Annotated in this window: 25 protein-coding genes and 3 pseudogenes; 10 read left to right on the forward strand and 18 right to left on the reverse strand. The window is 57.5% G+C overall.

All coding sequences use genetic code 11. The annotated features are described in order from the left end of the window. The first annotated feature begins 151 nt into the window (after positions 1-151). From AC3WP4_RS03900 to AC3WP4_RS03910, 3 genes are all read left to right on the forward strand, one after another. Positions 152-1,120 carry a LysR family transcriptional regulator gene (locus tag AC3WP4_RS03900; protein ID WP_074873867.1) on the forward strand — a complete coding sequence of 323 codons (969 nt, stop codon included), beginning with the start codon at positions 152-154 and terminating at the stop codon, positions 1,118-1,120. 163 nt (positions 1,121-1,283) lie between these two features. Then, the gene (locus AC3WP4_RS03905; protein ID WP_102615040.1) at positions 1,284-2,258 is read left to right on the forward strand and encodes a 2-hydroxyacid dehydrogenase; all 975 of its coding nucleotides are present in this window, start codon (positions 1,284-1,286) and stop codon (positions 2,256-2,258) included. A 142-nt stretch (positions 2,259-2,400) separates the two neighbouring features. Continuing rightward, positions 2,401-2,910, forward strand: a complete 510-nt coding sequence (locus AC3WP4_RS03910; RefSeq protein WP_074873865.1) for a DUF2165 domain-containing protein — start codon at positions 2,401-2,403, stop codon at positions 2,908-2,910. 26 nt (positions 2,911-2,936) lie between these two features. Here the strand turns inward: AC3WP4_RS03910 and AC3WP4_RS03915 are convergent, their stop codons facing one another. Then, positions 2,937-3,839 carry a DMT family transporter gene (locus AC3WP4_RS03915; RefSeq protein WP_074873864.1) on the reverse strand — a complete coding sequence of 301 codons (903 nt, stop codon included), beginning with the start codon at positions 3,837-3,839 and terminating at the stop codon, positions 2,937-2,939. A gap of 140 nt (positions 3,840-3,979) precedes the next feature. Here AC3WP4_RS03915 and AC3WP4_RS03920 point away from each other — a divergent pair, with 140 nt between their 5' ends. Beyond that, on the forward strand, positions 3,980-4,855 hold the full coding sequence (locus AC3WP4_RS03920) for an AraC family transcriptional regulator (RefSeq protein ID WP_102615041.1): 876 nt from the start codon (positions 3,980-3,982) through the stop codon (positions 4,853-4,855). Positions 4,856-4,972: 117 nt separating this feature from the next. Here the strand turns inward: AC3WP4_RS03920 and AC3WP4_RS03925 are convergent, their stop codons facing one another. From AC3WP4_RS03925 to AC3WP4_RS03960, 8 genes are all read right to left on the reverse strand, one after another. Then, the gene (locus AC3WP4_RS03925) at positions 4,973-7,402 is read right to left on the reverse strand and encodes a TonB-dependent siderophore receptor (protein ID WP_102615042.1); all 2,430 of its coding nucleotides are present in this window, start codon (positions 7,400-7,402) and stop codon (positions 4,973-4,975) included. Between the two features lie 181 nt (positions 7,403-7,583). Further along, positions 7,584-8,573, reverse strand: a complete 990-nt coding sequence (locus tag AC3WP4_RS03930) for a FecR family protein (RefSeq protein WP_102615043.1) — start codon at positions 8,571-8,573, stop codon at positions 7,584-7,586. Next, positions 8,570-9,133: an RNA polymerase sigma factor gene (locus tag AC3WP4_RS03935; protein WP_102615086.1), complete on the reverse strand. Its 564-nt coding sequence runs from the start codon at positions 9,131-9,133 to the stop codon at positions 8,570-8,572. The genes AC3WP4_RS03930 and AC3WP4_RS03935 overlap by 4 nt, the downstream gene beginning before the upstream one ends. A 4-nt stretch (positions 9,134-9,137) precedes the next feature. Beyond that, the gene (locus AC3WP4_RS03940; protein WP_102615044.1) at positions 9,138-9,464 is read right to left on the reverse strand and encodes a DUF3325 domain-containing protein; all 327 of its coding nucleotides are present in this window, start codon (positions 9,462-9,464) and stop codon (positions 9,138-9,140) included. After that, a complete protein-coding gene (locus AC3WP4_RS03945) occupies positions 9,465-11,045 on the reverse strand; it encodes a PepSY-associated TM helix domain-containing protein (RefSeq protein WP_102615045.1) in 1,581 nt (526 codons plus the stop codon). Next, on the reverse strand, positions 11,045-11,347 hold the full coding sequence (locus AC3WP4_RS03950) for a DUF3649 domain-containing protein (protein WP_102615046.1): 303 nt from the start codon (positions 11,345-11,347) through the stop codon (positions 11,045-11,047). Before AC3WP4_RS03950 ends, AC3WP4_RS03945 begins: the two co-directional genes overlap by 1 nt. Before the next feature lie 202 nt (positions 11,348-11,549). After that, positions 11,550-11,957, reverse strand: coding sequence for an HPF/RaiA family ribosome-associated protein (locus tag AC3WP4_RS03955; protein ID WP_074873857.1), 408 nt, complete (start codon positions 11,955-11,957; stop codon positions 11,550-11,552). Between the two features lie 213 nt (positions 11,958-12,170). Next, positions 12,171-13,118: a LysR substrate-binding domain-containing protein gene (locus AC3WP4_RS03960; protein ID WP_074873856.1), complete on the reverse strand. Its 948-nt coding sequence runs from the start codon at positions 13,116-13,118 to the stop codon at positions 12,171-12,173. A 135-nt stretch (positions 13,119-13,253) separates the two neighbouring features. Between AC3WP4_RS03960 and AC3WP4_RS03965 the strand changes: the two genes are divergently transcribed. The 3 genes from AC3WP4_RS03965 to AC3WP4_RS03975 all read left to right on the forward strand — a co-directional run bounded on the left by AC3WP4_RS03965 (position 13,254) and on the right by AC3WP4_RS03975 (position 16,528). Continuing rightward, positions 13,254-14,630: an L-serine ammonia-lyase gene (locus AC3WP4_RS03965; protein ID WP_102615047.1), complete on the forward strand. Its 1,377-nt coding sequence runs from the start codon at positions 13,254-13,256 to the stop codon at positions 14,628-14,630. Positions 14,631-14,690: 60 nt separating this feature from the next. Beyond that, the gene (locus AC3WP4_RS03970; protein WP_102615048.1) at positions 14,691-15,992 is read left to right on the forward strand and encodes a serine/threonine transporter; all 1,302 of its coding nucleotides are present in this window, start codon (positions 14,691-14,693) and stop codon (positions 15,990-15,992) included. Between the two features lie 221 nt (positions 15,993-16,213). Then, positions 16,214-16,528: a DUF3509 domain-containing protein gene (locus tag AC3WP4_RS03975; RefSeq protein ID WP_074873853.1), complete on the forward strand. Its 315-nt coding sequence runs from the start codon at positions 16,214-16,216 to the stop codon at positions 16,526-16,528. On the opposite strand, the pseudogene AC3WP4_RS03980 reads toward AC3WP4_RS03975, so the two are convergent. Next, positions 16,525-16,788: pseudogene (locus AC3WP4_RS03980) on the reverse strand (phosphate-starvation-inducible PsiE family protein); the annotation flags it as partial. The gene AC3WP4_RS03975 and the pseudogene AC3WP4_RS03980 overlap by 4 nt on opposite strands. Positions 16,789-16,936: 148 nt before the next feature. Between AC3WP4_RS03980 and AC3WP4_RS03985 the strand changes: the two are divergent. After that, complete coding sequence (locus tag AC3WP4_RS03985; RefSeq protein WP_102615050.1) at positions 16,937-18,907, forward strand: ATP-dependent nuclease; 1,971 nt, start codon at positions 16,937-16,939, stop codon at positions 18,905-18,907. A 117-nt stretch (positions 18,908-19,024) separates the two neighbouring features. On the opposite strand, the gene AC3WP4_RS03990 is transcribed toward AC3WP4_RS03985, so the two are convergent. Beyond that, complete coding sequence (locus AC3WP4_RS03990) at positions 19,025-19,474, reverse strand: phosphate-starvation-inducible protein PsiE (RefSeq protein WP_102615051.1); 450 nt, start codon at positions 19,472-19,474, stop codon at positions 19,025-19,027. A 46-nt stretch (positions 19,475-19,520) separates the two neighbouring features. Beyond that, on the reverse strand, positions 19,521-19,829 hold the full coding sequence (locus AC3WP4_RS03995; RefSeq protein WP_102615052.1) for a phosphate-starvation-inducible PsiE family protein: 309 nt from the start codon (positions 19,827-19,829) through the stop codon (positions 19,521-19,523). Positions 19,830-20,106: 277 nt separating this feature from the next. Between AC3WP4_RS03995 and AC3WP4_RS04000 the strand changes: the two are divergent. Further along, positions 20,107-20,361: pseudogene (locus tag AC3WP4_RS04000) on the forward strand (YebG family protein); the annotation flags it as partial. Between the two features lie 276 nt (positions 20,362-20,637). Here AC3WP4_RS04000 and AC3WP4_RS04005 read toward each other — a convergent pair. Further along, positions 20,638-21,243: a hypothetical protein gene (locus tag AC3WP4_RS04005; RefSeq protein ID WP_102615053.1), complete on the reverse strand. Its 606-nt coding sequence runs from the start codon at positions 21,241-21,243 to the stop codon at positions 20,638-20,640. Positions 21,244-21,251: 8 nt separating this feature from the next. Continuing rightward, positions 21,252-21,449: pseudogene (locus AC3WP4_RS04010) on the reverse strand (transposase domain-containing protein); the annotation flags it as partial. A gap of 36 nt (positions 21,450-21,485) precedes the next feature. Between AC3WP4_RS04010 and AC3WP4_RS04015 the strand changes: the two are divergent. Then, entirely contained in the window at positions 21,486-21,668 is a 183-nt protein-coding gene (locus tag AC3WP4_RS04015; RefSeq protein WP_173860438.1) for a hypothetical protein, read from the forward strand. On the opposite strand, the gene AC3WP4_RS04020 is transcribed toward AC3WP4_RS04015, so the two are convergent. The 4 genes from AC3WP4_RS04020 to pdhA form a co-directional block, all read right to left on the reverse strand. Then, positions 21,632-21,814, reverse strand: coding sequence for a transposase (locus AC3WP4_RS04020; RefSeq protein ID WP_102615054.1), 183 nt, complete (start codon positions 21,812-21,814; stop codon positions 21,632-21,634). The genes AC3WP4_RS04015 and AC3WP4_RS04020 overlap by 37 nt on opposite strands. Positions 21,815-21,908: 94 nt before the next feature. Continuing rightward, positions 21,909-23,009, reverse strand: a complete 1,101-nt coding sequence (locus AC3WP4_RS04025; RefSeq protein ID WP_102615055.1) for a dihydrolipoamide acetyltransferase family protein — start codon at positions 23,007-23,009, stop codon at positions 21,909-21,911. Between the two features lie 16 nt (positions 23,010-23,025). Continuing rightward, positions 23,026-24,012, reverse strand: coding sequence for an alpha-ketoacid dehydrogenase subunit beta (locus AC3WP4_RS04030; protein WP_102615056.1), 987 nt, complete (start codon positions 24,010-24,012; stop codon positions 23,026-23,028). After that, a complete protein-coding gene (pdhA, locus tag AC3WP4_RS04035) occupies positions 24,005-25,099 on the reverse strand; it encodes a pyruvate dehydrogenase (acetyl-transferring) E1 component subunit alpha (RefSeq protein ID WP_102615057.1) in 1,095 nt (364 codons plus the stop codon). Before pdhA ends, AC3WP4_RS04030 begins: the two co-directional genes overlap by 8 nt. Positions 25,100-25,118: the final 19 nt, after the last annotated feature.

Below are 25,118 nucleotides of genomic sequence, written 5' to 3' on the forward strand. Positions count from 1 at the left end.
CCTGAGGTTGGCAATTCTAGGGGGCGGCCTTGTTGGCGATAAGCTGGGAATCCTGTGAATCTTTGTTACCGTTAACGCGATAATCCGTTAGTCGGGGTCTCAGACCCTGAAACTTCGTGTCACAATTTGCCATCGCCTCCGAGAGCACCCCATGGACACTTTGCAAAACATGCGCGCCTTCAGTTACGTGGCCGAGGCCGGCAGCTTCACCGCCGCCGCCGTGCAACTCGACACCACCACGGCCAACGTTTCGCGCGCGGTCTCCAACCTGGAAGCCCACCTGCAAACCCGCCTGCTCAACCGCACCACCCGCCGCATCGCCCTGACCGAGGCCGGCAAGCGCTATCTGTTGCGCTGCGAGCAGATCCTCGCCTACGTCGAAGAAGCCGAAGCCGAAGCCAGCGACGCCCACGCTCGCCCGGCCGGGCAGCTTAAGGTGCACACCATGACCGGCATCGGTCAGCACTTCGTGATCGACGCCATCGCCCGCTATCGCAAAACCCACCCGGACGTGACCTTCGACCTGACCATGGCCAATCGCGTGCCGGACTTGCTGGACGAGGGCTACGATGTGTCCATCGTGCTCGCCAGCGAACTGCCGGACTCGGGCTTCGTCTCCCAGCGCTTGGGCATCACCTACAGCATCGTTTGCGCCTCGCCCGCGTATGTAAAAGCCAACGGCTGCGCGCACAAGCCCAGCGATTTGCTGAACCACGCGTGCCTGCGTCTTGTGAGCCCGGTGATTCCGCTGGAGAAATGGACCTTCGACGGCCCCGAAGGCCAGGAAATGGTGACGATCAATAGCTCACCGTTTCTGGTGAACTCCGCCGACGCGATGAAGACGGCGATCATCAGCGGCATGGGGGTTGGGGTGTTGCCGGTGTATGCCGCGATTGAAGGGTTGCGCAACGGTACGCTGGTGCGGGTGATGCCGAACTACCGGTCGCAGGAATTGAATCTGTATGCGATCTACCCGTCGCGGCAGTATCTGGACGCGAAGATTAAAACGTGGGTCGAGTATTTGCGCGGCTCCTTGCCGGAGATATTGGCGGCACATCAGGCGGAATTGGTGGCGTATGAGTTGAGCGGGAGCATGGGCGGGGTTCGGGTGGCGAACTGATTTCCAGCCCAACCGATCGATCGTTCCCACGCTCTGCGTGGGAATGCATCCCGTGACGCTCCGCGTCACAGCGGCGTACACCCGGCAATCCGGGCACTCGCATAAAAGCTCGGAAGAATGTTAGCGTGCTTGGCATTCACCTGCGCCCGAGAGCCCTCCTCCCATGAAAAAGACCGTCCTCGCCTTCAGCCGCGTCACCCCGGAAATGGTCGAACGCCTGCAACAAGACTTCGACGTTATCGTGCCAAACCCAAAAAACGGCGACATCAACGCCCAGTTCAACGAAGCCCTGCCCCACGCCCATGGCCTGATCGGCGTCGGTCGCAAACTCGGTCGCGCACAGTTGGAAAACGCCGCCAAACTGGAAGTCGTCTCCAGCGTCTCGGTCGGCTACGACAACTACGACGTCGCCTACTTCAACGAACGCGGGATCATGCTTACCAACACCCCCGACGTCCTCACCGAAAGCACCGCCGACCTGGCCTTCGCCCTGCTGATGAGCAGCGCCCGCCGCGTCGCCGAACTGGACGCCTGGACCAAGGCTGGCCAGTGGCAAGCCACCGTAGGTGCGCCGTTGTTCGGCTGCGATGTACACGGCAAGACCCTGGGCATCGTCGGCATGGGCAACATCGGTGCGGCCATCGCCCGTCGCGGGCGGCTGGGCTTCAACATGCCGATTCTCTACAGCGGTAACAGCCGCAAGACCGAACTGGAGCAAGAACTCGGCGCGCAGATGCGCAGCCTGGATCAACTGCTGGCCGAAGCTGATTTCGTCTGCCTGGTGGTGCCGCTCAGCGAAAAAACCAGACACCTGATCAGCCATCGTGAACTGGCATTGATGAAACCCGGCGCGATTTTGGTGAACATTGCCCGCGGCCCGGTGGTGGACGAACCCGCCCTGATCGAAGCCCTGCAAAACAACCGGATTCGTGGCGCAGGGCTGGACGTTTACGAGAAAGAACCGCTGGCTGAGTCCCCTCTGTTCCAACTGAAAAACGCGGTGACATTGCCGCACATCGGCTCGGCCACTCATGAAACCCGCGAAGCCATGGCCAACCGTGCCTTGGCTAACTTGCGCAGCGCTTTGCTGGGTGAGCGACCACAAGATCTGGTGAACCCGCAAGTGTGGAAAGGTTGATCAATACGGGCAGATGTTTTTAAACGTCTGCCCACTGGTTTACACAACTTGCAATTCAGTCAATCCACGTAAAACAGTTAAGCACTATAAACTCCCCGCTACTTATCCGACTCAACGGAAAACAGTGACGGAGAACACAAGCTTGAACAACCTTACAACCGACAAGCTCATCAGATATATAAAAATCCTGCTAATTATCTATATAAGCTTTTTTGGCCTGCTAGTGATGTACAGCAACTTCACCGACTACGCATCAAACTATGAATACGTCGGCCACGTGCTAAGCATGGACACCACCCGGAGCAACCCCAGACTGAGTTACAGGGCAATCACCTCGCCCATGCTTCACCACCGAATTTACTGGTTAATCATTACCTTGGAAGTTACCTTCACAACCTATTGCCTGATAGGCGCCTTTCATCTTTATCGACAAATAAACGGGTCTGCGGAAGAATTTCACGAGGCAAAAAAGTTTTCACTCATTGGTTTAATGATTGGTATTTTTGTCTATTACGTTTGCCTGCAGGTTATCGGAGTCGAATGGTTCAACATGGACACCTCACAAGTTTGGAACGCCAAGGACTGGGCTCGGCATATAGTTGATTTCCTACTTCCATTGCTGATATTCGTCGCGCTCAAGACCGAGCGCTGAGCTGCCTCAACGCTCCACCCGAACCTTTACGCGAGTTTGCCGTTGCCCTGCACCATCGGCACCCTGGGCTTACGAAACACCAGCACATTGCCCAGCATCACCAGTACCAAACCCACCAAGGCGGGCGCGGTCCATTGATAGCCTTCGGCAAACGCCGACACGTTCAGCGCCACAACGGGGAACAGTACGGTGCAATAGGCGGCGCGCTCGGGCCCCATCCGCCCGACCAACGTCAGGTAGGCCGTGAAACCGATCACCGAACCCGGAATCACCAGGTACAGCAGCGAGCCGATGTAGCGCGCATTCCATTCCATGTCGAACGGAATGCCTTTGACCAGACACCACACCGACAACATGGCCGCGCCATAAGCCATGCCCCAGGCGTTGGTGGTCAGCGGTTTGAGCCCGGCTTTCTGTTGCAGGCTCGACAGCATGTTGCCCGCCGAGAAGCACAGTGTCCCGAGCAACGCCAGGCCCAACCCGAGCAAGGTTTGCGGGCTCGCGGTGTGGCCCGCCACCTCAGGCCAGAACAACAGGCCAAGCCCAAGCAGCCCCAGCGCACCGCCCATCAGCACATTGCGCGCGACTTTCTGGCCGAAGAACACGCGCGCATTGAGTGCGTTCCACAACGTGGCGGTGGAAAACACCACCGCGACCAGACCGCTGGGGATCCACTGGCTGGCCGTCAGGAAACACATGAAATTGATGCAGAACAGGCACAACCCCTGCGCCAGACAGATCAGGTGCCCGCGACGGTTCATCACTTGCAGGCGGCGACTGAGCAGTAGCATCACGAACAGCACCAACGCTGCGAGGCCGAAGCGATAAACGATCGACACCGGAATCGCCACCACGCCCAGTTGCCATTTCAAGGCAATCCAGGTGGTGCCCCAGATCAGCACGGTCAGCAGATACAACGAAAGGTTCATGGCAAAGACTCTCCTGAATAGGCCTTCAGTGTCCTGCGCCAAAGCCTTTCGCACTTGCATAAACTTGCGCTTTTGTCGGGCCACAGGCTGGCAGCCGAACGGCTACGGAGTAGGATGCAAGGCGTCAACGAGAAGCCATCATGCCTGCACTGGAAACCCTGCAAGTCTTTCAAGCCCTCAACCGCTCGCCCAATGCTCGCCTCGAGCACAGCGCCGAGCTCGGTGACGGCATGGCTGCAGCCTTGTGGAGCAACCATCACGACGCCCAGGATTACGAAGCGCCGAGTCATCACACCCTGTCCTGCTACATCGCCGGCGGCACCGGCACTTTTCGCCGCGACCAGCCCGGCACCAAGGGCGGCCCGGACAAGCTGTGCATCCTGCCGGCCGAGCATCAATCGGGTTGGGTGATCAACGGCGACATACGCCTGGCCCACGTGTATTTCAGCCCCGAACAATTCGCCCTCGGTTGCGTCACGCTGCTTGACCGCGAACCTCGCGAACTGCAGCTGCGCGAAGCGACCTTTCTGGACGACCCGGCACAAGCCCGGCGCTTTCGGCAAATGCTCACACTCAACTGGAACGAGCCCGGCGAACGCGTGCTCACCAGCAGCCTGGCCCATGAAATGCTCAGCCACGTCCTGCTCGGCCAGGTCGGGATGCGTGAGGGCTTGCGACTGAAAGGCGGATTGGCTGCGCATCAGCGGCGGCAGTTGGTGGAGTTCATCGACAACCAATTGACCGAGGCCATCAGCCTGGGGCAGTTGGCGGCGTTGTGTGCGTTATCCGAATACCACTTTGCGCGGATGTTTCGCGAGAGTTTTGGCTTGCCGCCGCATCAGTATGTGTTGTCGCGGCGACTGAGCCGGGCGCGGGAGTTGTTGCGTTCAACGTCGCAGCCATTGGGGGAAATTGCACTGGCGTGCGGGTTTGCCAGTGCGAGTCATTTCACCAATCGGTTTCGGCAGGCATTGGGGGGAACGCCTGGGGAGTATCGGCAGGCGTTTTTGCGGTAGGCCTGAAGTCTTCAGTATCTGGGATGCCGCCATCGCGAGCAGGCTCACTCCCACATTTGGAATGCATTCCCATGTAGGAGTGAGCCTGCTCGCGATGAACGATGACGCGGTCTGCGGTCAGAACTCCAACGTGCTCGACAAGGAGATCTGCCGCGAATCCCCCATCGACACAAAGAACCGGCTCGCCGCCGAGGTGTAGTAAGTGCGGTCAAACAGGTTCTTCACGTTGAGTTGGAACTTGACCTTCTGCCCCTCGACTTTGGTGTCGTAGGTTGCGAACGCATCGGCCACGGTGTAGCTCGGCAGGTCGAAATCGTTCACCGCGTTACCCGCTCGCTCACCGACATAGCGCGCGCCCGCGCCAACCCGCAGCTGATCGCCACCGACGATAGTGCCGAAGTCATAAACCGCCGACAGCGAGCCACTGTTCTTCGCTACGTTTTGCAGTTTCTTGCCTTTGTAGATCGGGTCTTCCGTGACTTCGGCATCGGTGTAGGCATAGCTGCCGATCATGCTCCAGCGATCACTCAACTGACCGCTCAAGTCCACTTCCAGCCCTCGGGAACGCACTTCACCGGCGGCGCTGTAGATCGTCACCGGGCCTTCGGAATTAGCCACCAGCACGTTGCGTTTCTTGATGTCGAACAGCGCGACGTTACCGGTGACGCGGCCCGGCATGTCGAGCTTGGCGCCGATTTCCCAGGACTTGGCTTCTTCCGGCGCGACGCTGCCGTCCAGCACGGTGCTGCTGCCGCTCAACGGTGCGATGGTCGAGTTGGGTTTGAACGACTCGGTGTAGCTGCCATAGAACGACAGTTCATCGGTGTAGCGGTACACCAGGCCGGCGCGAGGCACCCATTTCTGGCCGTTGCTGTCAGTGTTGGCCTTGAACGGTACGCCTTTGCCGGCGTACTGGTCGTATTCCTGGAAGCGCGCGCCGGCGACGAAAATCCATTGATCGGTCAGGTGAATCGAGTCCTGCAAAAACACCGAATCGCTGCGCAGTTTGTCGGTCTGCGCGCTGTCGGCCGGGCTGACCGTGGTGCCGGCGACTTCGCGACCGTAAACCGGGTTGAGGTAACTGAAGGTGCTCAGGCTTTTCTGACGGATCAGGTCTTCGCGGTAGATCTTGCGGTATTCATCATCGACGCCGAACACCAGGTCATGTTTCATCCCAGCGAGCTGGACATTGCCTTCCAGGCTGGCGGTGGTGAAGCGGTCGGTGCTGATCGCGTTCTGAGTGCCGTCCATGCTGCGGGTCAACGTGCCTTTTTTGGTGTCGATGGCGGTGATGCGCACCTGGCTGGCGTCGTAGGTTTCGCGGTTCCAGCTGTAGCCGAAGTGGGCTTTCCAGTTGTCGTTGAGCTCGTGATCGGCCTCGAAGTGATACAGGTCCGAGCGGCCTTCCATGTTATTGAAGGGCTCGTCGAGGCGACGCTCGCGGGAGATGTCCAGCGGATGGTTGTCACGCGGGTCGATGATCGTGCCGCGGTCGAACGGGGTCAGGAACTCGCGGTGTTCGTAGGCGAACAGCAGTTTGGTGCTTTCGCCGAACCAGGCCAGTGACGGTGCGACCAGTGTCTCGCGGTGAGTACCGAAGTTGCGCCAGTAATCTTCGTCTTCGTGGTCCAGGATCATGCGATAGGCCAACCCGGATTCACCCAGCGCACCGGTGCTGTCGAGGCCGCCACCGCTGCCGTTTTTGCCGTCGCCATAGGTCGAGCCACGCAGGGTCAACGCGTTGTACTGCTCAAGTTCGGGCTTTTTGCTGACCATGTTGACCACGCCGCCCGGGTCCTGGATGCCATAAAGAAGCGAGGCCGGGCCCTTGAGCACTTCGACCCGGTCCACGGTCGCATTCATGCCACGGCCCTGCACGATCGGCATGCCGTCGCGCATGATCGAGCCGTTGCGGTTGTCACCGAAACCGCGAGTCATCACCGAGTCCTGAGTGCTCGCCAGCGTGTTGCCTTGAGTAATGCCGCTGACGTTGGCCAGCGCGTCATCCAGATTGCGCGGCGCCTGATCGCGAATGACCTGCGCCGGAACCACGTTGACGGTCTGGGGGATTTCCTGGATCAAGGCCGACGAGCGCATCACCGAACTGGTGGGCGGTGGCTGATAGCTCATGGATTGATCGGCCACCGAGGTAATGGTGGTCGCGCCCAGGTTCAAGGCACCATCGGTAGGCAATGGCTCCAGCACCAAGGTGTGGCCGTCGGTGCGACGGAAGGTGAACCCCGAACCGCTGAGCAAATGCTGCATCGCCTGCTCGGCACTCATCTGCCCGCTGAGCGCTGGAGCGTTGATGCCGTACGGCGCCTCATCGGTGTAGACCACGCTGATACCGGTGATCCGGCTGAAATCGCTCAAGGCCTGGGGCAACGGTTTGGAGGCCATTGCAAAGGTGAACGGCGCACTCTGTCGGGCACTGCCAGCCTCAGCCGCCACCGCCACAGTCAACGGCAGCAACGCCAACGCCGAAAAGCTCAAGGCACACGTACCCAACCATTGTTTGACCGAACCCGATTTTGCCCTGGACTTCATTGCTCATGACCTGTGTAGAACCTACGGAATGCGAATGACTCGCAGTTTCAGTCACTACACGGATGGCGTCGGGGTTTACCTCACCAGAATTTTGAAATTATTTTCAAAACACTTCGCTCGTTCCCACAGGGGAATGTAGTCAATTGTGGGAGCGAGCCTGCTCGCGATGGGGCCAGCAGCCTCAGCGCAAAATAATCAGATGCCCCAAAACCTTGTGCTGCTCAAACCCCAACACCCCTTGCAACGAACTCAACACCGCGAGCGGATCCTTGCTCGGAAAACTGCCACTGACCCGCCGCGCCGCCAGTTCATCGTTGAGCAGCACAATCCGTCCCGGGTAATAACGCCCAAGGTCTTGCACCACCTCAGCGAGTGTTGCCTTGTAGTAATTGAGCCATCCCTGACGCCACGCCAATTGCGCTTCGCTGTCGACCGCATGGAGTTTTTCCGCCGAACCCTCGCCATAGGCCACTTGCTGGCCAGCGCTGAGAATTTGTTGCTCGGCGTGCCTGTCCGCCGTCACGCCCACCCGCCCGGACAACACCGTGACCTGCGCACCGAGCGGTTGCAGCCGCACTTCGAACTGAGTCCCCAGCACCCGCGCCTGGCCTTTTTCAGCGTCCACCACGAACGGCTCGCCGGTGTGGGTCACGCTGAAAAATCCGGCGCCGCGCCGCAGCTCAACCCGCCGCTCGCCACGACTGAAATCCACCGCAATCGCGCTGTCGGCATCAAGCGTGACGTGTGACTGATCCGCCAGCGTGACGGTGCGAATTTCCCCCGGCGCCGATACATAGTCCGCGCCCAGATCATCGACCCAGCGCGACGGTTGCCAGCCAGCACCGACGCCGATCATCAACACCATGCACGCGGCCATCGCCAACGCACCGGACCAACGCAGAACGCGGGTACGGCGCGAGCGATTCATGGCGCTGAGGTAACCCTGCAAGGCAAACGCCTCTTCGTCGGCCAACGTTCGGGCCGGTGTTTCGGTCAACTCCCACACCACTTGCGCCTGGGCGTAAGCCTCGGCATGGGCAGGGTCGGCCTGTAGCCAATGGCTGAAGGTGGCCTGATCGCCGCTGCTGGGCTGGTCATGCAACAGACTCAGCCAGGCGAAGGCCGCCTGTTCCTGAGCAGGCGTCGGGGTGACGCGTTCGGTGTTGTTCACGGTGCTTTCCCTGGCGTGCGCGGTTCGGGTTCCCGCAGGCTGGCCTTGCAAGCCTCGAGGGCGCGCATCATATGTTTTTCCACCGCGCTTTGGGACAACCCCATGGCCTTGGCGATTTCGGCGTATTTGCGCCCGTGGATACGGTTGAGCAGAAAAATCTGTCGGGTGCGCTCAGGCAGCGCACGCAACGCCGCTTCGACGTGACGCAAATCGTTGCCCGCCTCCAGCGCCGCTTGCGGTTCGCTGCCGTGACTGTCGGGTTGATCCGGCATCCAGCCCTCGTTGACCCGCACCCGCGTGCCTTCGCTGCGCAAATGATCGATGGCGATGTTGCCGGCGCACCGCAACAGGTAAGTGCTGAGCTCTTCGACCTGCACCAGCGGCCGACGCCAGAAACGCAGGAACAAATCCTGCACCAGATCCGCGGCGGTCGCCCGACAACCGACACGGCGGCTCACCAGTGCTTCCATTTGCGACCGCTGGGAAAGGAACACCTGCAGGAAATGCGCACGCGCACCGCGATGTTCGTCGTCATGGGATTCCGGGGGGCTGCTGATCATCAGGTCAGCCTTGCGCAAACACGGCGACGGGGCTGGCGAGCACGCTCAACCCGGCCAACGCCAGGGCCAGGCGCGGGCGATACGGCATCAACAACACCAGCAGCAAAGCGCTGAGCATCAACACCGCAAACCACTCCACCAATCCAAGTCCCCAGCCCGTCGACGACACTGCGGCCCACAGCGATAACGCCAGCAACAGCCAGCCACTGAGTTTCATCCCTTGTCGGCGACGGGCCGAGGGCTTGCGCCCGAGCAGTTCGGCGTGATGCCGATCCATCGATAAACAGAGCGCGGTGAAACCGCCGTAGCACAGCAACAAGGCCAGGAACATTCAGTGCGCCTCTTGCGCAAGCGCTATCGATTTCGCCCGCGGCCGGGTGACGATTCCAGCCTGCCCCGCGCGCTGTTTTTTCCACGCAGCCCACGCGAAAAACAGACCGCTGCCCAGGCACGTCAGATCGAAACCGGCCATGGCCCAATCGCCCTGCATGAGGGTGACGCCCAAGTGATAAGGCGTGGTCAGCGCGTTCAGCAGCGGCAGCGCACAGAACAGCAACGCCGTCAGCGCCAACTGTTCGACCCACGCGGCGCGACCACGGCGGACCATGGCGTGCAACACACTCAAGCCCCAGACGATAAAGAAGCTGTTCACTTCCCAATCCGCCCGCCCGGCCATTCCTACCGGTAACAATCGATTGGCCCAGAAGAACGCCGCCACCGCGACCATCAACCCCGACATGCTGGCGATATTCAGCACTTCCACCAACCGCAACTCAAACGGCATCACACCGCTCTTCGCATGTTTGAGCTGACGCTTGCCGAGCCAGATCACCAGCCCGGTACCGATCATTGCGGTGCCCGCCAACCCACAGATGAAGTACAGCCAGCGCAACACCGGACCGGCAAAATGGCCCATGTGCAAGCCGTAGAAACTGCCGGCAATCGCCATGGGCAATGCTTGCTTCGGCGTTGCGCCGAGCAACTGCCCGGTCATCCCATTGAATGTCAACGCGCTGCCAACGTCGTGGACCACTCGGTCGGCGCCGTCCCGCGCAAGAATGACCGAGGCATTCGCATCGCCCGGATTGTTCACCGTCAGCCGCCCGGTTCGCCCGCCCCCCCACTGCTCGCTGGCCTGTTCCAGCAGCGGGGCCAACGGCGCCAACTGACCCGGTTTGCCTGCCATTTCAGGCGGATTGGACGCTGGAAGCACCTCATCGTAAAACGCCTCGACACCACCTTCGTACGAGGCAAGGATGCTCGCCGGCATCACCATCACCATGAAAATCACCAGGCTGCTGTAGGTGATCATCAGATGAAACGGCAACACCAGAACGCCCACCGCGTTGTGCCCGTCGAGCCAGGAGCGCTGGCCTTTGCGCGGGCGGAAGGTGAAGAAGTCCTTGAAGATTTTCTTGTGGATGATGATCCCGCTGATCAGCGCGACGAACATCACCATCGCTGCGATCGTCGACAGCCAGCGCCCCCACGGATAGGGCATCTGCAGCTGAAAGTGGAAGCGGTAAAAGAACTCGCCACCGCGGGTGTCCCGGCCCTGCACTTCTGCGCCGGTTTGCGGATCGAGGAGTTTTTCGGTGAATTGACCGCGCGTGCCGGGCTTGGCCGCTGCTTGCTGCCAGCGCACCGACAGCCCGGGTTCGCGAGCATCCGGCAATTCGATGAGCCATCGCGAGGCACCCGCAGCGTGCTGCTCGAGGTACTGCTGGGCCAGGGTCAGACTGGCTTCGGAGGACAGCGAGCGGGCGGGAATTTCCGGCTGCATCCAGTGGCTGATCTCATCCTTGAAATAGGCGAGCGTGCCGGTAAGGAAAATCGCGAACAACAGCCAGCCGAAGATCAACCCGGCCCAGGTGTGCAGCCAGGCCATGGCCTGTCGAAAGCCCTCTTTCATCAGTGGCCCATCCAGAACGCCAGCCCCGACACCGCCGCCAAAACCACGCTTGGCACGATCAACCCGAACCAGGCTTGCCACGCACTGCGACAGGCAAAACACCAGAGTACGGCGACCAGATAGACCAGAAACGAGGTCATCATCCCGGTGACCACCGATTCACTACGAGCCAAGGGCAGCCACATTGCCAGGGTGACACTGGCCAATGCCGCGACGACGTACCCTCCCAGCACAGCGGCCAACACTCGGGAAGTGACGGCCAGTCGGTAGGAAACGGGGAGCGCAGTGATTTTGCCTTTCATGTTTCGACCTTGAAACGGGTGAGACCCCGTGAATGTCACGGAGCCGACAAGGTCGCAATATTAATGATAAATATTCTCATGTGCAAAAGAGATCCGACGGGATCGTTGTTACAGCAGTCAACGTTCAGTCAGCACGAACAAAAACGGGCCTGCATAAGCAGACCCGTTTGTCAGTGGTGGAAGGTAAAAACCTAATCAAATATCAGCCGTTTTGAGCAGCCTGTTCGTTCTCGAGAAACTCGTCTTCCAGCAGCGCATCGGCTGCAACTCTCTCGAACGGCACCACAGCGGCACGTGGTTTGCCCCGCAGTTTGCCGAACAGGTGCTCAAGCGCATGTTCAAGTTTTTCGGCCGCCCCGTCGATCGCCAGTTCCAGGGAGTCGGCTTTATGGGTTACAGAAATCGGTTGGTGGCCTTTTGGCCGCGCTTCCAGCTGACAGCGCATGTCATGGGGACCGGGCTTGTCGCCGTTCTCGTCCCGCAGATGAACCTCGACGCGTGTCAGGTCCTCCTCATAACGTTCGAGCGTGCTCTCAATGGTAGTACGTACCCACTCCTCCAGTCGGATGCTGCTTTGAATATGGTTATCGCTGTTGACTTGGATTTGCATAGTTCATCCCTTATTTCAGCTAGCTCGCGAGAGGCACATCGGCTGGCCCTTGGGCGTCATCACCGTGACCTCTTACTTACACAATCGGTCTGCGCGCAGAACAATTCAACCCCTAAAAAAAGATAAATTTTGATTCGCAAAAAAAGCCGGACAAGGAGCAAAAGCGCTGTTAAGGTCGGGAGTTGGGTCGCCGGACTCTTTTGTCACAATTGCTCACATCTGCCGCTCCGCCAGCGGATGCAGGCTTCGAAATATCCCCGCCTCTTCCACCAGCCAGTCATGCACCGCGCGCACGCCCGGATGGCTCAGCGCCCCCGGCGCATAGAGCAGCACGTAACGCTTGTGATTGGGTACCGCCAGGCCAAACGGCACGATCAACGTCCCCCGCTCCAACTCGTCATTGAGCAAGGTTCGCCGCGCAATCGCCACGCCCATCCCGGCAATCGCCGCTTCGATGGTCAGGTGATTGCGATTGAAAGTGTGCCCGCGCCGCACGTCCGCACCTTCGAAGCCGATGGCATTGAGGTAAAACTCCCATTCCGCGTACTCGTAACTGCCGCGCCAGGCGGTAATGTCGTGCAGCAACGGGAAATGCACCAGGTCCGCCGGACCATGCAGCGGCGGCCGACCACGCAGCAGGCTTGGGGCACAGACCGGGAAGATCTGCTCGTCGAGCAAGGTTGTGGATAACAAACCGGGATAGCTGCCGTCATTCAGGTCGATGGCCAAATCGAAGTCGCCTTCGTGCAAGGGCACGCTGCTGTCCTCGGCCACCAGCCGTAATTGAATGTCCGGAAAGCGCTGCTGCAAGCGCGGCAACCTTGGGGTCAGCCATTTGCTCAGGAACGATGGAATCGAACGCAGCCGCAGGATGCCGCTGATCATGCCCGCATCCAGTCGTCGCAATTCCGCATCGATGCTGCCGTAAGCCTCGTTGACGGTGATGGCCAGTCGCTGGCCTTCGGCGCTCAATTCCACGCCGCGAGCGCGACGATGAAACAGGCGAAAGCCCAGTCGCTCTTCCAGCTGTCGGATTTGCTGGCTGACCGCACCCGGCGTGATGTGCAGTTCTTCGGCGCAACGGGTGAACGACAAGTGCCGCGCGGCACAGGAAAACACGTGCAGCCAGACGTAAGTCTGGGCGTGCAATTGGCGACTCATTGTTTAGTCCTGCTAAAGGCTGTCTTAGGAAGTTTCGTTGGTCACGTAGGACCGAGGTAGGCAGTATCGCCGACATTGCGCTTGTCCTACAAAAATGGCAGCGATTTCTCTTCCATTGCTTGTATAGGCTTTAGCATGGCTATCAGTGTTTTCGATCTCTTCAAAGTCGGCATCGGTCCGTCCAGTTCCCATACCGTCGGCCCGATGCGCGCCGCCGCGACCTTCGCCCAAGCCCTGATTGACCAACAATTGCTGGCCGACGTACGGCGCGTAGAAATCCGACTGTATGGCTCGCTGTCGGCGACCGGCGTCGGTCACGCCACCGACCGCGCCTGCGTCATGGGCCTGATGGGCGAGTGGCCGGACAGCATCGATCCCACGTCCATCGACAGCCGAATCCAGACCCTGCGCGAAACCGGCGAACTCTCCCTGGCAGGCAAAACCTCCATCGCCTTCAACTGGCAAACCGACCTCCTGCTGCTCGACGAGAGCCTGCCCTACCACCCCAATGCGATGTCCCTGACGGCCTTTGGCGAAACCGGTGAATTGTCGGAGCAAACGTACTACTCGATCGGTGGCGGTTTTATCATCGAAGCGGCCGAAGCCGAGTCCGGTATCGCGCCCACCAGCGATGTGGTGCTGCCGTACGATTTTTCCAGCGCCGCCGAACTACTCAAGCTCTGCAACCAGCACGGTCTGCGCGTTTCCGAGTTGATGATGGCCAATGAACTGGCCTGGCGCAGCGAAGCGGAAATCCGTCAGGGCCTGTTGCACATTTGGTCGGTGATGCGCGAATGCGTCGAGCAAGGGCTGCGCCATGAAGGCATCCTGCCCGGCGGTCTGAATGTTCCGCGTCGCGCGGCGAAATTGCACCGCAGCCTGTTGGAAATCGGCAAGCCGAATGTCATCACCTCCACGCTATCGGCCATGGAGTGGGTGAACCTGTTTGCCCTCGCCGTGAACGAAGAAAACGCAGCGGGCGGGCGCATGGTCACGGCGCCGACCAATGGCGCGGCGGGGATCATTCCGGCGGTGCTGCACTACTACATGAAATTCAACCCGGACGCGTCGGACGATGACGTCGTCGCGTTCTTCTTGGGCGCTGCGGCCGTAGGAATTCTCTGCAAGAAAAACGCGTCCATCTCCGGTGCCGAAGTCGGCTGCCAGGGCGAAGTCGGCTCCGCCTGCGCCATGGCCGCCGCCGGGCTGGCGGACGTACTCGGCGCCACGCCCGAGCAACTGGAAAACGCCGCCGAAATCGGCCTTGAGCACAACCTCGGCCTGACCTGCGACCCGGTCGGCGGCCTGGTGCAAGTGCCGTGCATCGAGCGCAATGCGATTGCTGCCGTCAAGGCGATCAACGCTACGCAAATGGCCCTGCGCGGCGACGGCAAACACTTCATTTCCCTGGACCGGGTCATCCGCACCATGCGCGATACCGGCGCCGACATGCATGACAAATACAAAGAGACTTCACGGGGCGGCCTGGCTGTCAGCTGGGTGGAGTGCTGAGGAGCATTCCCGACGCCCGTAACACGTGAGCCCGAGCAAGAACAATAACGAGGCCAAACGATGACCGATGTACGTACACCTGCTGCCGATAATCCTGCTGTAGACCTGACACGCAATAGCGAAATAACCCACAAAGGCTGGAACAAACACGACACCACCTGGATGCTTGGCCTTTATGGCACAGCCATCGGCGCCGGCACGCTGTTCCTGCCGATCAACGCCGGCGTAGGCGGTTTCTGGCCGCTGCTGATCCTGGCAGTGCTGGCATTCCCGATGACCTTCTTCGCCCACCGCGGCCTGACCCGTTTCGTGTTGTCCGGGCGTTCCGGGGACATCACCGAAGTGGTGGAAGAACACTTCGGCATCGGTGCCGGCAAGCTGATCACGCTGCTGTATTTCTTTGCGATCTTCCCGATTCTGCTGGTGTACAGCGTGGCGCTGACCAACACCTTGAGCAGCTTCATGGAGCATCAGTTGCACATCGCCCCGCCACCACGGGCGATTCTGTCGCTGGCGCTGATCCTCGGCCTGATGGCCATCGTCCGTTGCGGCCAGGGTGTCATCGTCAAATGCATGAGCGTGCTGGTTTATCCGTTCGTTGCAGCGTTGCTGCTGCTCGGTTTGAGTCTGATCCCGAACTGGAACGGCGCATTCTTCGCCACCGCCAGTGAAGGCATGCCGATGCCGCTGTTCTTCAAGACGTTGTGGCTGGCGATCCCGGTGATGGTGTTTTCGTTCAACCATTCGCCGATCATCTCTGCCTTCTCCGTCGATCAGAAACAACGTTACGGCGAACAGGCCGAACGCAAAAGCAGCGGCATCCTCGCCATCGCCCACGCCATGATGGTGGTGACGGTGATGTTCTTCTGCTTCAGTTGCGTGCTGGCCTTGTCGCCGGCTGATTTGGCGGCGGCGAAGGCGCAGAACATCTCGATCCTGTCGTACCTGGCCAACCACTTCCAGACGCCGGTCATCGCTTACGCGGCGCCGCTGATTGCGCTGGTGGCAATCACCAAGTCCTTCCTCGGCCATTACATCGGCGCCAGCGAAGGCTTCCAGGGGCTGATCGTGAAAAGCCTGCGCGGTCGTGGCCGGGTGATGTCAGCGAACTGGCTGAACCGCGTGACCGCGCTGTTCATGATCCTCAGCTGCTGGGCCGTGGCGACGTTCAACCCGAGCATCCTCGGCATGATCGAAACCCTCGGTGGGCCAATCATCGCGTGCCTGCTGTTCCTGATGCCGATGTACGCCATCCGTCGAGTGCCGGCCTTGCGCCAGTATTCGGGTCAGGTGTCGAACGTGTTCGTGGTGTTGATCGGTTTGATTGCACTGTCTGCGATCATCTACTCATTCATGCCCTGAAACGGGCAGGAAAAAAGAAGGCGGGCCACAGAGTCCGCCTTCTTTTTTGCCGTGTCTATTGTTCGACAATTTTTGCGGCATGGCCCTTGCTACGTCACCTGTGAGGCAAAAGGACTTTTGAAAACCTCAGCGAGAGCGATGTGCCGGTGGTCTGGTGTTGCGAACTAACCCCGATCATGGCCGGTCAACAACTGCACGTTCAATTCAGGCGGTGACGCATCATGGACAACCCTTTTCAGCTCATTACTGATGCTTTTGCAGCGGATTATCAAATCAACCTGAGCATTCAGGGCCTGGATGGCAGCATCATGCTGACCCTGTCCAACAACGGTCATGTGGTCGCCAAACGGATGATCAGCGCCGAACAACGCAATGACCCCCTGCGCCTCAAACGCCTGGTGCAAAGCATTCAGTTCGGCATTGCCATCGAACAGGGCCACAGCGCCGTGGCCATCCTCGAAGCCATGACCGACGGCGACCACAACCTGCCGCCGCCACGCGTCAAAGGCCACAGCCGGCCCGCGATGAGGTTCTAAATCTCGCCCTTCTCCACTTCGGGATGCTCACCGGAACCCGCACCGATCTTGCGTTGCGGGTGTTCGATCTTCACCGAAGGGAATTGCGACGAAGCGTAACGCACCACCAGAATCGCAAACGCCAGCAGCAAAATCCCGCCGCACAGGTAGATGATGCCGATGTCCGGCGGGTTGTGATGCGAGACGTTGGAGATCAGCAGTCGCGTCAGCGCGGTGATCGCCACGTAGATCAGGAAACGCACCGGCATGTGGTTGGTCTTGACTCACCCTTCACCTTCCAATCCGCTATCTTGAGGTAGTTCTTTACCCCCTCGCAGTGATATCAATTTGACACTAAAGCCCTGGCTATTCAAACTCCAACCTGCATTCTAGTGCTCAAATAAATTAGATTCATGTCAGGGAAATAATATGATTATCGGTACATTCATAAAAAACTACAAAATATATCAGAACATTACATTTCTTCCATTTATAAAAAACACAGATCATAAATTAAGCATTTTTATTGGAAAAAATGGTGCTGGCAAATCGTCAATTTTAGAAGCACTAGATACCCTATTTAACGATAGAGAGTGGAACTCAAACATACACTCTAGAAAATCAGACGGCTTTATTTGCCCTGTTTTTTTGATTCCCAAAAGGCTATTTCGCACTAGCAAATTCATAGAGGCACTCAGCGATTATTTCTGGAACTATCAAATCCCGGAGAATACAGGAGCTGTACGCAATGAAATGTGGAAGGATTTTATAGTTTTCCGAGAGTCTCTAAAAATAAAAATAAACACTTCCGATTACTACCTAATAATTATAGGTTGTAACGAACAACGCAATCTGAGTTACACATCAACACATAACCATCTAGAAAAAAAACTGAGAGATCAAGGAATCAATCTCAACGAACAAACCAAAGCTCTTGAGCTGATTTTGAACCGGTATGTCTACACCTATCTACCAATCCATAGCTCCCCCACAAGACTACTAGACTTAAAAGCAAAAGAGCTCCAAGCACTTCTTGATAAGAACTTCATAAAAGAAATAGAATCCATACTAACCAAAGATGATGAAACTATAAGCCCTATTAAAAATATAAATACAAAACTAGAAAATTTCATTTCAGACATCAACAAAAAATTCCAAGACATGGATGGCAGCTATCAATATAAAAACCCACACACAGGAAGAGTTACAGCCTCAGACATCACTGACACCATAATAAATAAATTCATTTCAAAAAGACCTTTACAAAAAGACGGAAAACCGATTCAACACCTAAGCTCCGGTGAGCAGAGAGTGGCTATTATTGATGTGGCGTATGCATTCTTAAGCAAAAGCACAGACACAAGTAAAGAGCTGATAATCGCCATAGATGAACCAGAAGTAAGCCTTAGCCCTACCAACTGCCTCAATCAATTCAAAAGAATTTTTAGTATTTCTAAAGACTTCAAAAAACAAGTTTTAGTCTCTACGCACTGGTACGGCCTTTTAATGGCACCCGCAGAAGCCACATTAAACCATATAAACAGAGACAGTGAACAACCGACACTAAAATCTCTGGACCTTTCTAAAATACAAGAAGAACGCAGACACTTCCCTGACTCCTTTGAGATGAAGAGCTATTTCGATCTTGTCTCTTCAATATTATCAATAATAAAAGGCAGTCCGCAAAATTGGATTATTTGCGAAGGAAATGACGACTCAAACTATTTAAAAACCATTATTTCCGATCAGATAAAAAACTTAAACATACTACCAATCGGGGGCCGAGGCGGAGTAATAAAAGTTTATGAATATATGCGAATCGCAGCGGAAGACAAGGCAGAAAGAGGTCTATTACAAGGCAAGGTTCTGTGCATTATTGATAGCGACCCAGAGATAATCGAAGTATCTTCTTGTTCGTCAAACGCCCAAAAGTCATTAAAAATCCTTAGATTCCAAAATTTTAAAAACGAGCAATCCGATCTAGTTCCTATCGCACCAAATGGACACTACACAGAGACTGAACTTGAGGACACTCTCGACCCTGAAGACTTTTATAATGCGGCTAAGCATATCGTTCGCAGCCAAGCTCCTGAAGCAGTTAAAAAAGCATTCTTAGCTGGGCAGGCGAACAAAAACGCTAAATACGCCGGAATAAACTACGATCTTGATTTCCTATTATTAGAGAATGGGGATCACTACCTAAAAAACGACATCAAAGAATTCTTTTTACAAGATCATGTAAAAAGCGATATATCGAAACGATATTCTGCAATCCATACAACACCAAAATGGGCTTCAACAATTATAAAGTTCTTTAACCCTCAAAGCACTAAAGCATCGACCAATAAAGAAACAGCAGAGCAACCAGCAAAACTATCCGAAAATGCAGATCACGCCTGACCGATTAAGCAGCTCCACAAAAGTAGAGCTGCTCCCCACCACCAAAACCGAAGACTTCCAGAGGAAAATATCATCCAAGCAGTTACCAACTCCACTGCAATCTTAAGTTTATGCTTTTTAGGTTTCAACTTTATCTTTAACTGACGGATATTTTGACGAGGCGAATCGAACGATAAGAATTGCAAAAGCAAGTAGTAAAATCCCACCACAAACATACAAAAGGCCAGCATCAGGATCTTTGTGGTGCGACACATCACCAATCAACAACCTTGTCAAAGCGGTAATGGCGACATAAAGAAGAAATCTGATCGGCATGTGATTTGTTTTAAAATAAATTCCTACCATAGCCCCTAGTTCTAGATAAATAAATAGCAAGAGAATGTCATCAACACTCACACTGCCTTCGCCCAGCATCCTGATAAACGTGACAACGGCAGCGTAGGCGGTGATAGCTCCAATGCCAAACAAGGCTAGGTAGTGGAAGGCCTCAACACATAAATTTCCCAGCGAATCAGCCGAGCAATGAAGGTTTTTGCGGAGCTTATCAGCCCAATTCAGGTTATCCATTTTCTGCTACTCCAATCAGATACAACACCAAGACGAGAATACAAAGTCAAGCTGGGAGAAGCCCGTTTTGGCTAATTTTTGATTCTATTCCGAGTGTTAGTATCGTGTGGTTGGTCTTGAAGTAAATCCCGACCATCGCCCCCAATTCCAGGTAGATGAACAGCAGCAAGATGTCATCGATCTTGATATGCCCTTCTTCGATCATCCCCAGAAATTCCATCACCGCCGCCCACGCGGTGACTGCACCGATGGCGAACAGCGCCAGGTAGTGGAAGGTCTCGACAAACAGGTTGCCCAGGGACTCGGCCAATTGATGCACGTTCTGCCGCAGTTTCTCGGCCCAGTTGATTTTCACGGTGATTCTTCCTTAGCTCGGTTCGAGCGGATGATGCGGGTTTGACGTGACGGTTGTTCTGCATGCAGAAAAAAGGCCAGAGGCGCCTGCCACATGATGGCGAGGTGCTCTAAAACGCGCTCCGTGGCGTTTGGTCGCACCTGCACCTCACAAACCCTGATTTCGGTCTACATTAAAAAGCCACTACCCAAAGCGCAGGGATTCGCTTATCCTTTTCGCTGTATATAAATACAGTAGTCAACAAGACAACTTAATGTGAAGGCATGTGAGGTGGTGAATGGCCGTCGAAGTGGTATACCGCAGCAGCCGAGATCTGGAGCGCTTGTTCATGGATAAAGCCGAAGCTGACCGTCATGACAAAATGCTCGAACTGGCCGAGTTGCTGGCCGAAGTGTTGCAAAAAGCCGTTCCGTCCCTGACCGAACAGCAAGTGGAAGAAGCCGGGATCTACATGGCGAAGAACCGCGATGTGTTCGCCAAGGCGTTCAAGAGTCAGCCGGATGCTCTGTCCGAACTGCTGAACGCACCTGCTGAAGTCGTTGAAAAGGCTGCCCCCGTTGAAGCGCCTGCACCTGTTGAAGTCGCTGAGCCGATCAAGCCAGCTAAAGCGCCCAAGGCTGCCAAGTAAGCAACGCCCGAATTGAATAGGCCCTGAGTCAAACGACTCAGGGCCTTTTTCATGCCTGCAAAAAGTCAGGCTTCGGGTTGTTCCAGCGAAAGCGGCTGACTAATACGCCTATACATTGCTTTCACGTCAATTCACGTTCTCTGCATTAGCCTCTCAAATCCCTGTCGGCAAGAGGGCTGATTATTTTTTGGGGAGCGATGCGATCATTTGATCAAAGGCCGTTACCGAGTATCTTTCATCAAGGTTTTCTACGGTGGGCATTTTTGAAGGGAACCCGAATCGCACTCTGCCGGGAAGCGCTTCATTCATAGCTGAGTACCAGGTCAGCAGAGCTTGTTGGAGGCGCACGTGTAGCTCGAATCTACTCCGTCGGCGGGTGGTGTCTGCTTTGGCTCGTTCGCGCGCGAGCTGAGGATCTATGCGGCCAACAATGTAACAGTCAGCAAAGCCAATACGTCCTTGTGCGATCGTTTCTCTTGTAGCGTCCAACTCTATTCGCCAGTCGTGTTCGCTCGCCTCGTCGATCTGCCAAAGACTCCAAATGTAGTGGAGCTTGAGAGGGTCACTGTCACACAAAGCCCACGAAGAAATGTCTTCCATGGCCAGCGCCGTTTGCCAGCGATCCACGTTTCGCTCTGCCCAAAAAGTTGCCGCTCCGACCGGATCCTTTATCCGATCTGGCTCGTTTTCAAAACGGCCGTTTTCAGGAATGACATGTTGCCCTCCATGCTTATCGCACCAAGTGGTTTTCCCACTGGCGCTGATACCCTCAACAACCAATATCATCGTTATGACTACTCCGTTAATTGCGCCATGATCTCACTTGCTCGCTGTGTCGGCAGCCGCATCAGCACATTTTTAAGATAGGCATACGGGCCATACCCATTCATGCGCGCTGACTGGATCAGGCTCATGATCGCCGCCGCCCATTTTCCGCTGCATAACGACCCGGCAAACAACCAGTTCGAGCGCGCAAGTGCCCACGGTCGGATTCAGCTGTTCCATAGTCATCTGGTCGTGAGGACGTCATGCCGCTGATTGTGCCAGAGCAGGCGATCAGCAGCGATAAACCGATGGGCTACCGGAAGGTGTCAAAGCACTGTGATCGATCCGACCGCACCGCCTCGCTGCCTTGGGCAGCCCCAGCACAAGGCCTGAAGCTGCTCGCTATTCACTATGACTTTCGGGGCATGCCGAATGCTGCTGGCTGACCCCGGTGGAGCGGCATCCACTTGCGAATGACGTTGGCATTGATGCCGTGGCTGATAGCAGCGCTGGAGATGATTGCTCCGGGTTGCAGGCAATCCTGAACAACCTGGGCCTTGAACGATTTGGGACAACAGCGTCGTAGGCACATGAAAAACCTGGCGATAAGGGTGATCGCGTCCGCTTAAAATACGCGGACACCATCGTCCCTAAAGCTGGAGTTCGGAAGGTGATTTGGCCGGATGCTAACGCTCCAGCGCCTCGACCAGCGCCTTGAAGAAACGCGCCGCTTCGCCCCCCGTGACCACGCGATGATCGAAAGTCAGGGACAGCGGCAAAACCGGATGCACCACTACAGCGCCGTCGACCGCCACCGGTTCGTCACGGATCGCGCCAGCGGCGAGGATCGCCACTTGCGGCGGCACCACCACCGGGTTGGCATAGCGGCCGAACAAGGTGCCGAAATTCGACAGCGTCAGGGTCGCTCCCATCATTTCCTTGGGCGGAATCGATCGCGCCTGCACGTCGGCCCTTAATCGCATGACGCCTTCCTTCAAATCAGCCGAAGTGCGATGACCGACATCGCGCAGCACTGGCACGAACAAGCCGTCCGGGGTGTCCACGGCGATGCCCAGGTCGAGCCGTTCGTGTTGTTTGATCGACAGGCTTTTGCCGTCGAAAGCGCTGTTGAGCACCGGCTCCACGGCGCACGCGGCCGCCATCGCCTTGGCGAGACGAATCAGCGGTTCGCGGGCCTGCCCCCAGCGATGCAGGTCGGCGTCACCGAAAATCGTCACCGGCACGACTTCGGCGTGGGACCGGGCCATGTTCAGCGCCATGCTGCGCCGCACACCGCGCAACCGTTCGCCGCCAAAGCGATCCAGTTCAGTTTGTGCCGCGTTTTCCACATCCGTACGGGTGATTTGCCCCTCGTGGCCAGAACCCGTCACCCCGCTCAACTCCACGCCGAGTTGCCGGGCCAGTTGCCGCACGGCCGGGGTGGCGCGAGTCGCCAGGTGCTCTCGGGTCGAGGGAGCCGCGCCGATGAAAAACGAGTCTTCCTGACTGCTGCCGCCACCTTCGAGTCGCCCCACTACGGTGCCCGCATCGGCTTCGCCTTCGTAACCGAGCAAGGGTTCACCGACGTGAACGATGTCGCCCTCGCCGCCGTAAAGTTTTGCCACTACGCCGTCGTAGGGTGCGGGAATATCCACCAGGGCTTTGGCGGTTTCTACCGATACCAGCAATTGATCGGCCTTGACGGTATCGCCGACCGCGACGTGCCAGCGGACGATTTCCGCTTCCTGCAAACCTTCGCCCAGATCCGGCAGTTTGAAATATTTCATCGCGACCTCCTTGGGCTCAGGCAAAGTGAAGAACGCTGTCGCAGGCCTGAAGAATGTCCTCGACGTTGGGCATGTACAGCGATTCCAGTCGATACAGCGGCGGCGGAATGTCCGGCGCCGTGACTCGCTGGATCGGTGCCTGCAAATCCAGCAGCACCCGTTCATAAAGGCTCGCGGCGATTTCCGCACCGACGCCACAGGAGCGCGGCGCTTCATGAACGATCACGCAACGGCCGGTCTTGCGCACCGAAGCTTCCATCGTGTCGAGGTCCAGCGGCTTGATACTCGCGACATCGATCACTTCCGCCGAGACGCCCCGCTCGGCCAATTCGGTGGCGGCTTGCAGGGTTTCCATCACACTGGCGCCCCAGCTGATCAGCGTGATGTCGCTGCCTTCGCGCAGAGTGAAACAGCTGTCCAGCGGCAGGCGCTTGCCATCGTCCAACAGAGGTTGCGGGTTCATGCGATAGAGCCGGGTCGGTTCGAGGAACAGCACCGGGTCCGGGTCATCGATGGCCGCCAGCAACAAGCCATAGGCCCGGGCCGGCGATGACGGAATCACCACCCGCAGCCCTGGAACGTGGGCGAACAATGCTTCAGTGCTTTCGCTGTGATGTTCCGGCGCGCGAATCCCTGCGCCCATCGGTGTGCGCATCACCATCGGGCAGGTGATCCGCCCGCGGGTGCGATTGCGCATGCGGCTGGCGTGGGACACAAGGTGTTCCATGGCCGCGTAGATGAAACCCATGAACTGGATTTCCACCACCGGTTTCAAGCCCTGAGCGGCCATGCCGACCACCAGTCCGCCGAGCATGGTTTCGGCCAGCGGCGAGTCGATGACGCGCTTGAAGCCAAAGCTGTCGCGCAGCCCTTGGGTGGCGCGAAACACGCCGCCGTTCACTCCGACATCCTCACCGAGGACGATGACGTTCTCGTCTTCGCTCATCGCCCGATGCAGCGCGAGATTCACCGCTTCCAGCAACGTGACTTTGCCGTTACTCATGGCTCGCATCTCCCGCGCGGCGCGCCGCCCTTTCGAGCAACTCTTCACGCTGCCCGGCGAGGGACGCCGGCCATTGGGCGTAGACGTGATCGATGATCGATTCGGGCGCCTGAAGACCCGCCGCTTCGAAGTTATCCACAGCGCGCTGCACCAAGCCCTGGCATTCGCTGATCAGCGCCTGTTCGCGGCCTTCGTCCCACACGCCCTGGTCGACCATGAAACGTTGCAGGCGTTTGACCGGTTCTTCGAGCCAGGCCTGCTTGACCTCGTCTGCCGACCGGTAGCGTGTGGCATCGTCGGCTGTCGTGTGGTCGCCGAGGCGGTAGCTCAGGCATTCCAGCAACACCGGGCCTTTACCGTGACGCGCCCGTTCGAGGGCCGCCTGCACCCGGTCGTAAACCGCGAGCATGTCATTGCCGTCGACCTGCTCACCGTGAAACCCGGCTCCGATCGCTTTCTGTGCCAGGGTCGGGGCGCCGCACTGAATCCGTCGTGGCACCGAGATCGCCCATTGGTTGTTATTGACCACGAATACCACCGGCAACTGCCAGGCACCGGCGACGTTGAGGGCTTCGAGGAAATCGCCCTTGCTGGTGGCGCCGTCGCCGCAGGTGGTGACAGCGACCCGATGTTCGCCGCGGATTTTGAATGCACTGGCCACGCCGCAGGCATGCAGGGCCTGGGTAGCAATCGGCACACAGATCGGAAAGTCTTGGGCCGCCGCCGGTTCGGCAAAGTCGCTGCCGCGCTCGTCACCGCCCCAATACAGGAGAATTTCTTCCATGCGCACGCCGCGCATCAATTGCACGGCGGTGTCGCGGTAATACGGAATCAGCACGTCTTCGGCGTGCATCAAGCTGCCCACCGCCACGCCAATGGCTTCCTGGCCCAAGGTCGGCGCATACGTGCCGATGCGCCCGGTGCGTTGCAGGGCGACGGCTTTCTGATCGAACAGGCGGGTCAGGACCATCTGCCGATAAAGGCGCGTCAGCAAATTGAAATCGTCGGCCCAGGCAGGAAGTTCGCCGAGCAATTGGCCGTCAGGGGATAAAAATCGGGTGTAAGGCAGCTCAACCTTGTGAGGCATCACAGGGGCTCCTGGCACG

Source organism: Pseudomonas sp. FW305-20 (genome assembly GCF_058788075.1).

What these genes read in the sequence shown, in the direction of transcription:
- AC3WP4_RS03935 (WP_102615086.1), bottom strand. Translation starts at nt 9,133, where the DNA reads ATGATCAGCAGCCCCCCGGAATCCCATGACGACGAACATCGCGGTGCG.
- AC3WP4_RS03965 (WP_102615047.1), top strand. Translation starts at nt 13,254, where the DNA reads ATGGCTATCAGTGTTTTCGATCTCTTCAAAGTCGGCATCGGTCCGTCC.
- AC3WP4_RS03985 (WP_102615050.1), top strand. Translation starts at nt 16,937, where the DNA reads ATGATTATCGGTACATTCATAAAAAACTACAAAATATATCAGAACATT.
- AC3WP4_RS03940 (WP_102615044.1), bottom strand. Translation starts at nt 9,464, where the DNA reads ATGTTCCTGGCCTTGTTGCTGTGCTACGGCGGTTTCACCGCGCTCTGT.
- AC3WP4_RS03960 (WP_074873856.1), bottom strand. Translation starts at nt 13,118, where the DNA reads ATGAGTCGCCAATTGCACGCCCAGACTTACGTCTGGCTGCACGTGTTT.
- pdhA (WP_102615057.1), bottom strand. Translation starts at nt 25,099, where the DNA reads ATGCCTCACAAGGTTGAGCTGCCTTACACCCGATTTTTATCCCCTGAC.
- AC3WP4_RS03950 (WP_102615046.1), bottom strand. Translation starts at nt 11,347, where the DNA reads ATGAAAGGCAAAATCACTGCGCTCCCCGTTTCCTACCGACTGGCCGTC.
- AC3WP4_RS03905 (WP_102615040.1), top strand. Translation starts at nt 1,284, where the DNA reads ATGAAAAAGACCGTCCTCGCCTTCAGCCGCGTCACCCCGGAAATGGTC.
- AC3WP4_RS03990 (WP_102615051.1), bottom strand. Translation starts at nt 19,474, where the DNA reads ATGGATAACCTGAATTGGGCTGATAAGCTCCGCAAAAACCTTCATTGC.
- AC3WP4_RS03955 (WP_074873857.1), bottom strand. Translation starts at nt 11,957, where the DNA reads ATGCAAATCCAAGTCAACAGCGATAACCATATTCAAAGCAGCATCCGA.
- AC3WP4_RS04005 (WP_102615053.1), bottom strand. Translation starts at nt 21,243, where the DNA reads ATGATATTGGTTGTTGAGGGTATCAGCGCCAGTGGGAAAACCACTTGG.
- AC3WP4_RS03920 (WP_102615041.1), top strand. Translation starts at nt 3,980, where the DNA reads ATGCCTGCACTGGAAACCCTGCAAGTCTTTCAAGCCCTCAACCGCTCG.
- AC3WP4_RS03970 (WP_102615048.1), top strand. Translation starts at nt 14,691, where the DNA reads ATGACCGATGTACGTACACCTGCTGCCGATAATCCTGCTGTAGACCTG.
- AC3WP4_RS03925 (WP_102615042.1), bottom strand. Translation starts at nt 7,402, where the DNA reads ATGAAGTCCAGGGCAAAATCGGGTTCGGTCAAACAATGGTTGGGTACG.
- AC3WP4_RS03945 (WP_102615045.1), bottom strand. Translation starts at nt 11,045, where the DNA reads ATGAAAGAGGGCTTTCGACAGGCCATGGCCTGGCTGCACACCTGGGCC.
- AC3WP4_RS04020 (WP_102615054.1), bottom strand. Translation starts at nt 21,814, where the DNA reads ATGTGCCTACGACGCTGTTGTCCCAAATCGTTCAAGGCCCAGGTTGTT.
- AC3WP4_RS04030 (WP_102615056.1), bottom strand. Translation starts at nt 24,012, where the DNA reads ATGAGTAACGGCAAAGTCACGTTGCTGGAAGCGGTGAATCTCGCGCTG.
- AC3WP4_RS03900 (WP_074873867.1), top strand. Translation starts at nt 152, where the DNA reads ATGGACACTTTGCAAAACATGCGCGCCTTCAGTTACGTGGCCGAGGCC.
- AC3WP4_RS04025 (WP_102615055.1), bottom strand. Translation starts at nt 23,009, where the DNA reads ATGAAATATTTCAAACTGCCGGATCTGGGCGAAGGTTTGCAGGAAGCG.
- AC3WP4_RS03915 (WP_074873864.1), bottom strand. Translation starts at nt 3,839, where the DNA reads ATGAACCTTTCGTTGTATCTGCTGACCGTGCTGATCTGGGGCACCACC.
- AC3WP4_RS04015 (WP_173860438.1), top strand. Translation starts at nt 21,486, where the DNA reads ATGCCGCTGATTGTGCCAGAGCAGGCGATCAGCAGCGATAAACCGATG.
- AC3WP4_RS03975 (WP_074873853.1), top strand. Translation starts at nt 16,214, where the DNA reads ATGGACAACCCTTTTCAGCTCATTACTGATGCTTTTGCAGCGGATTAT.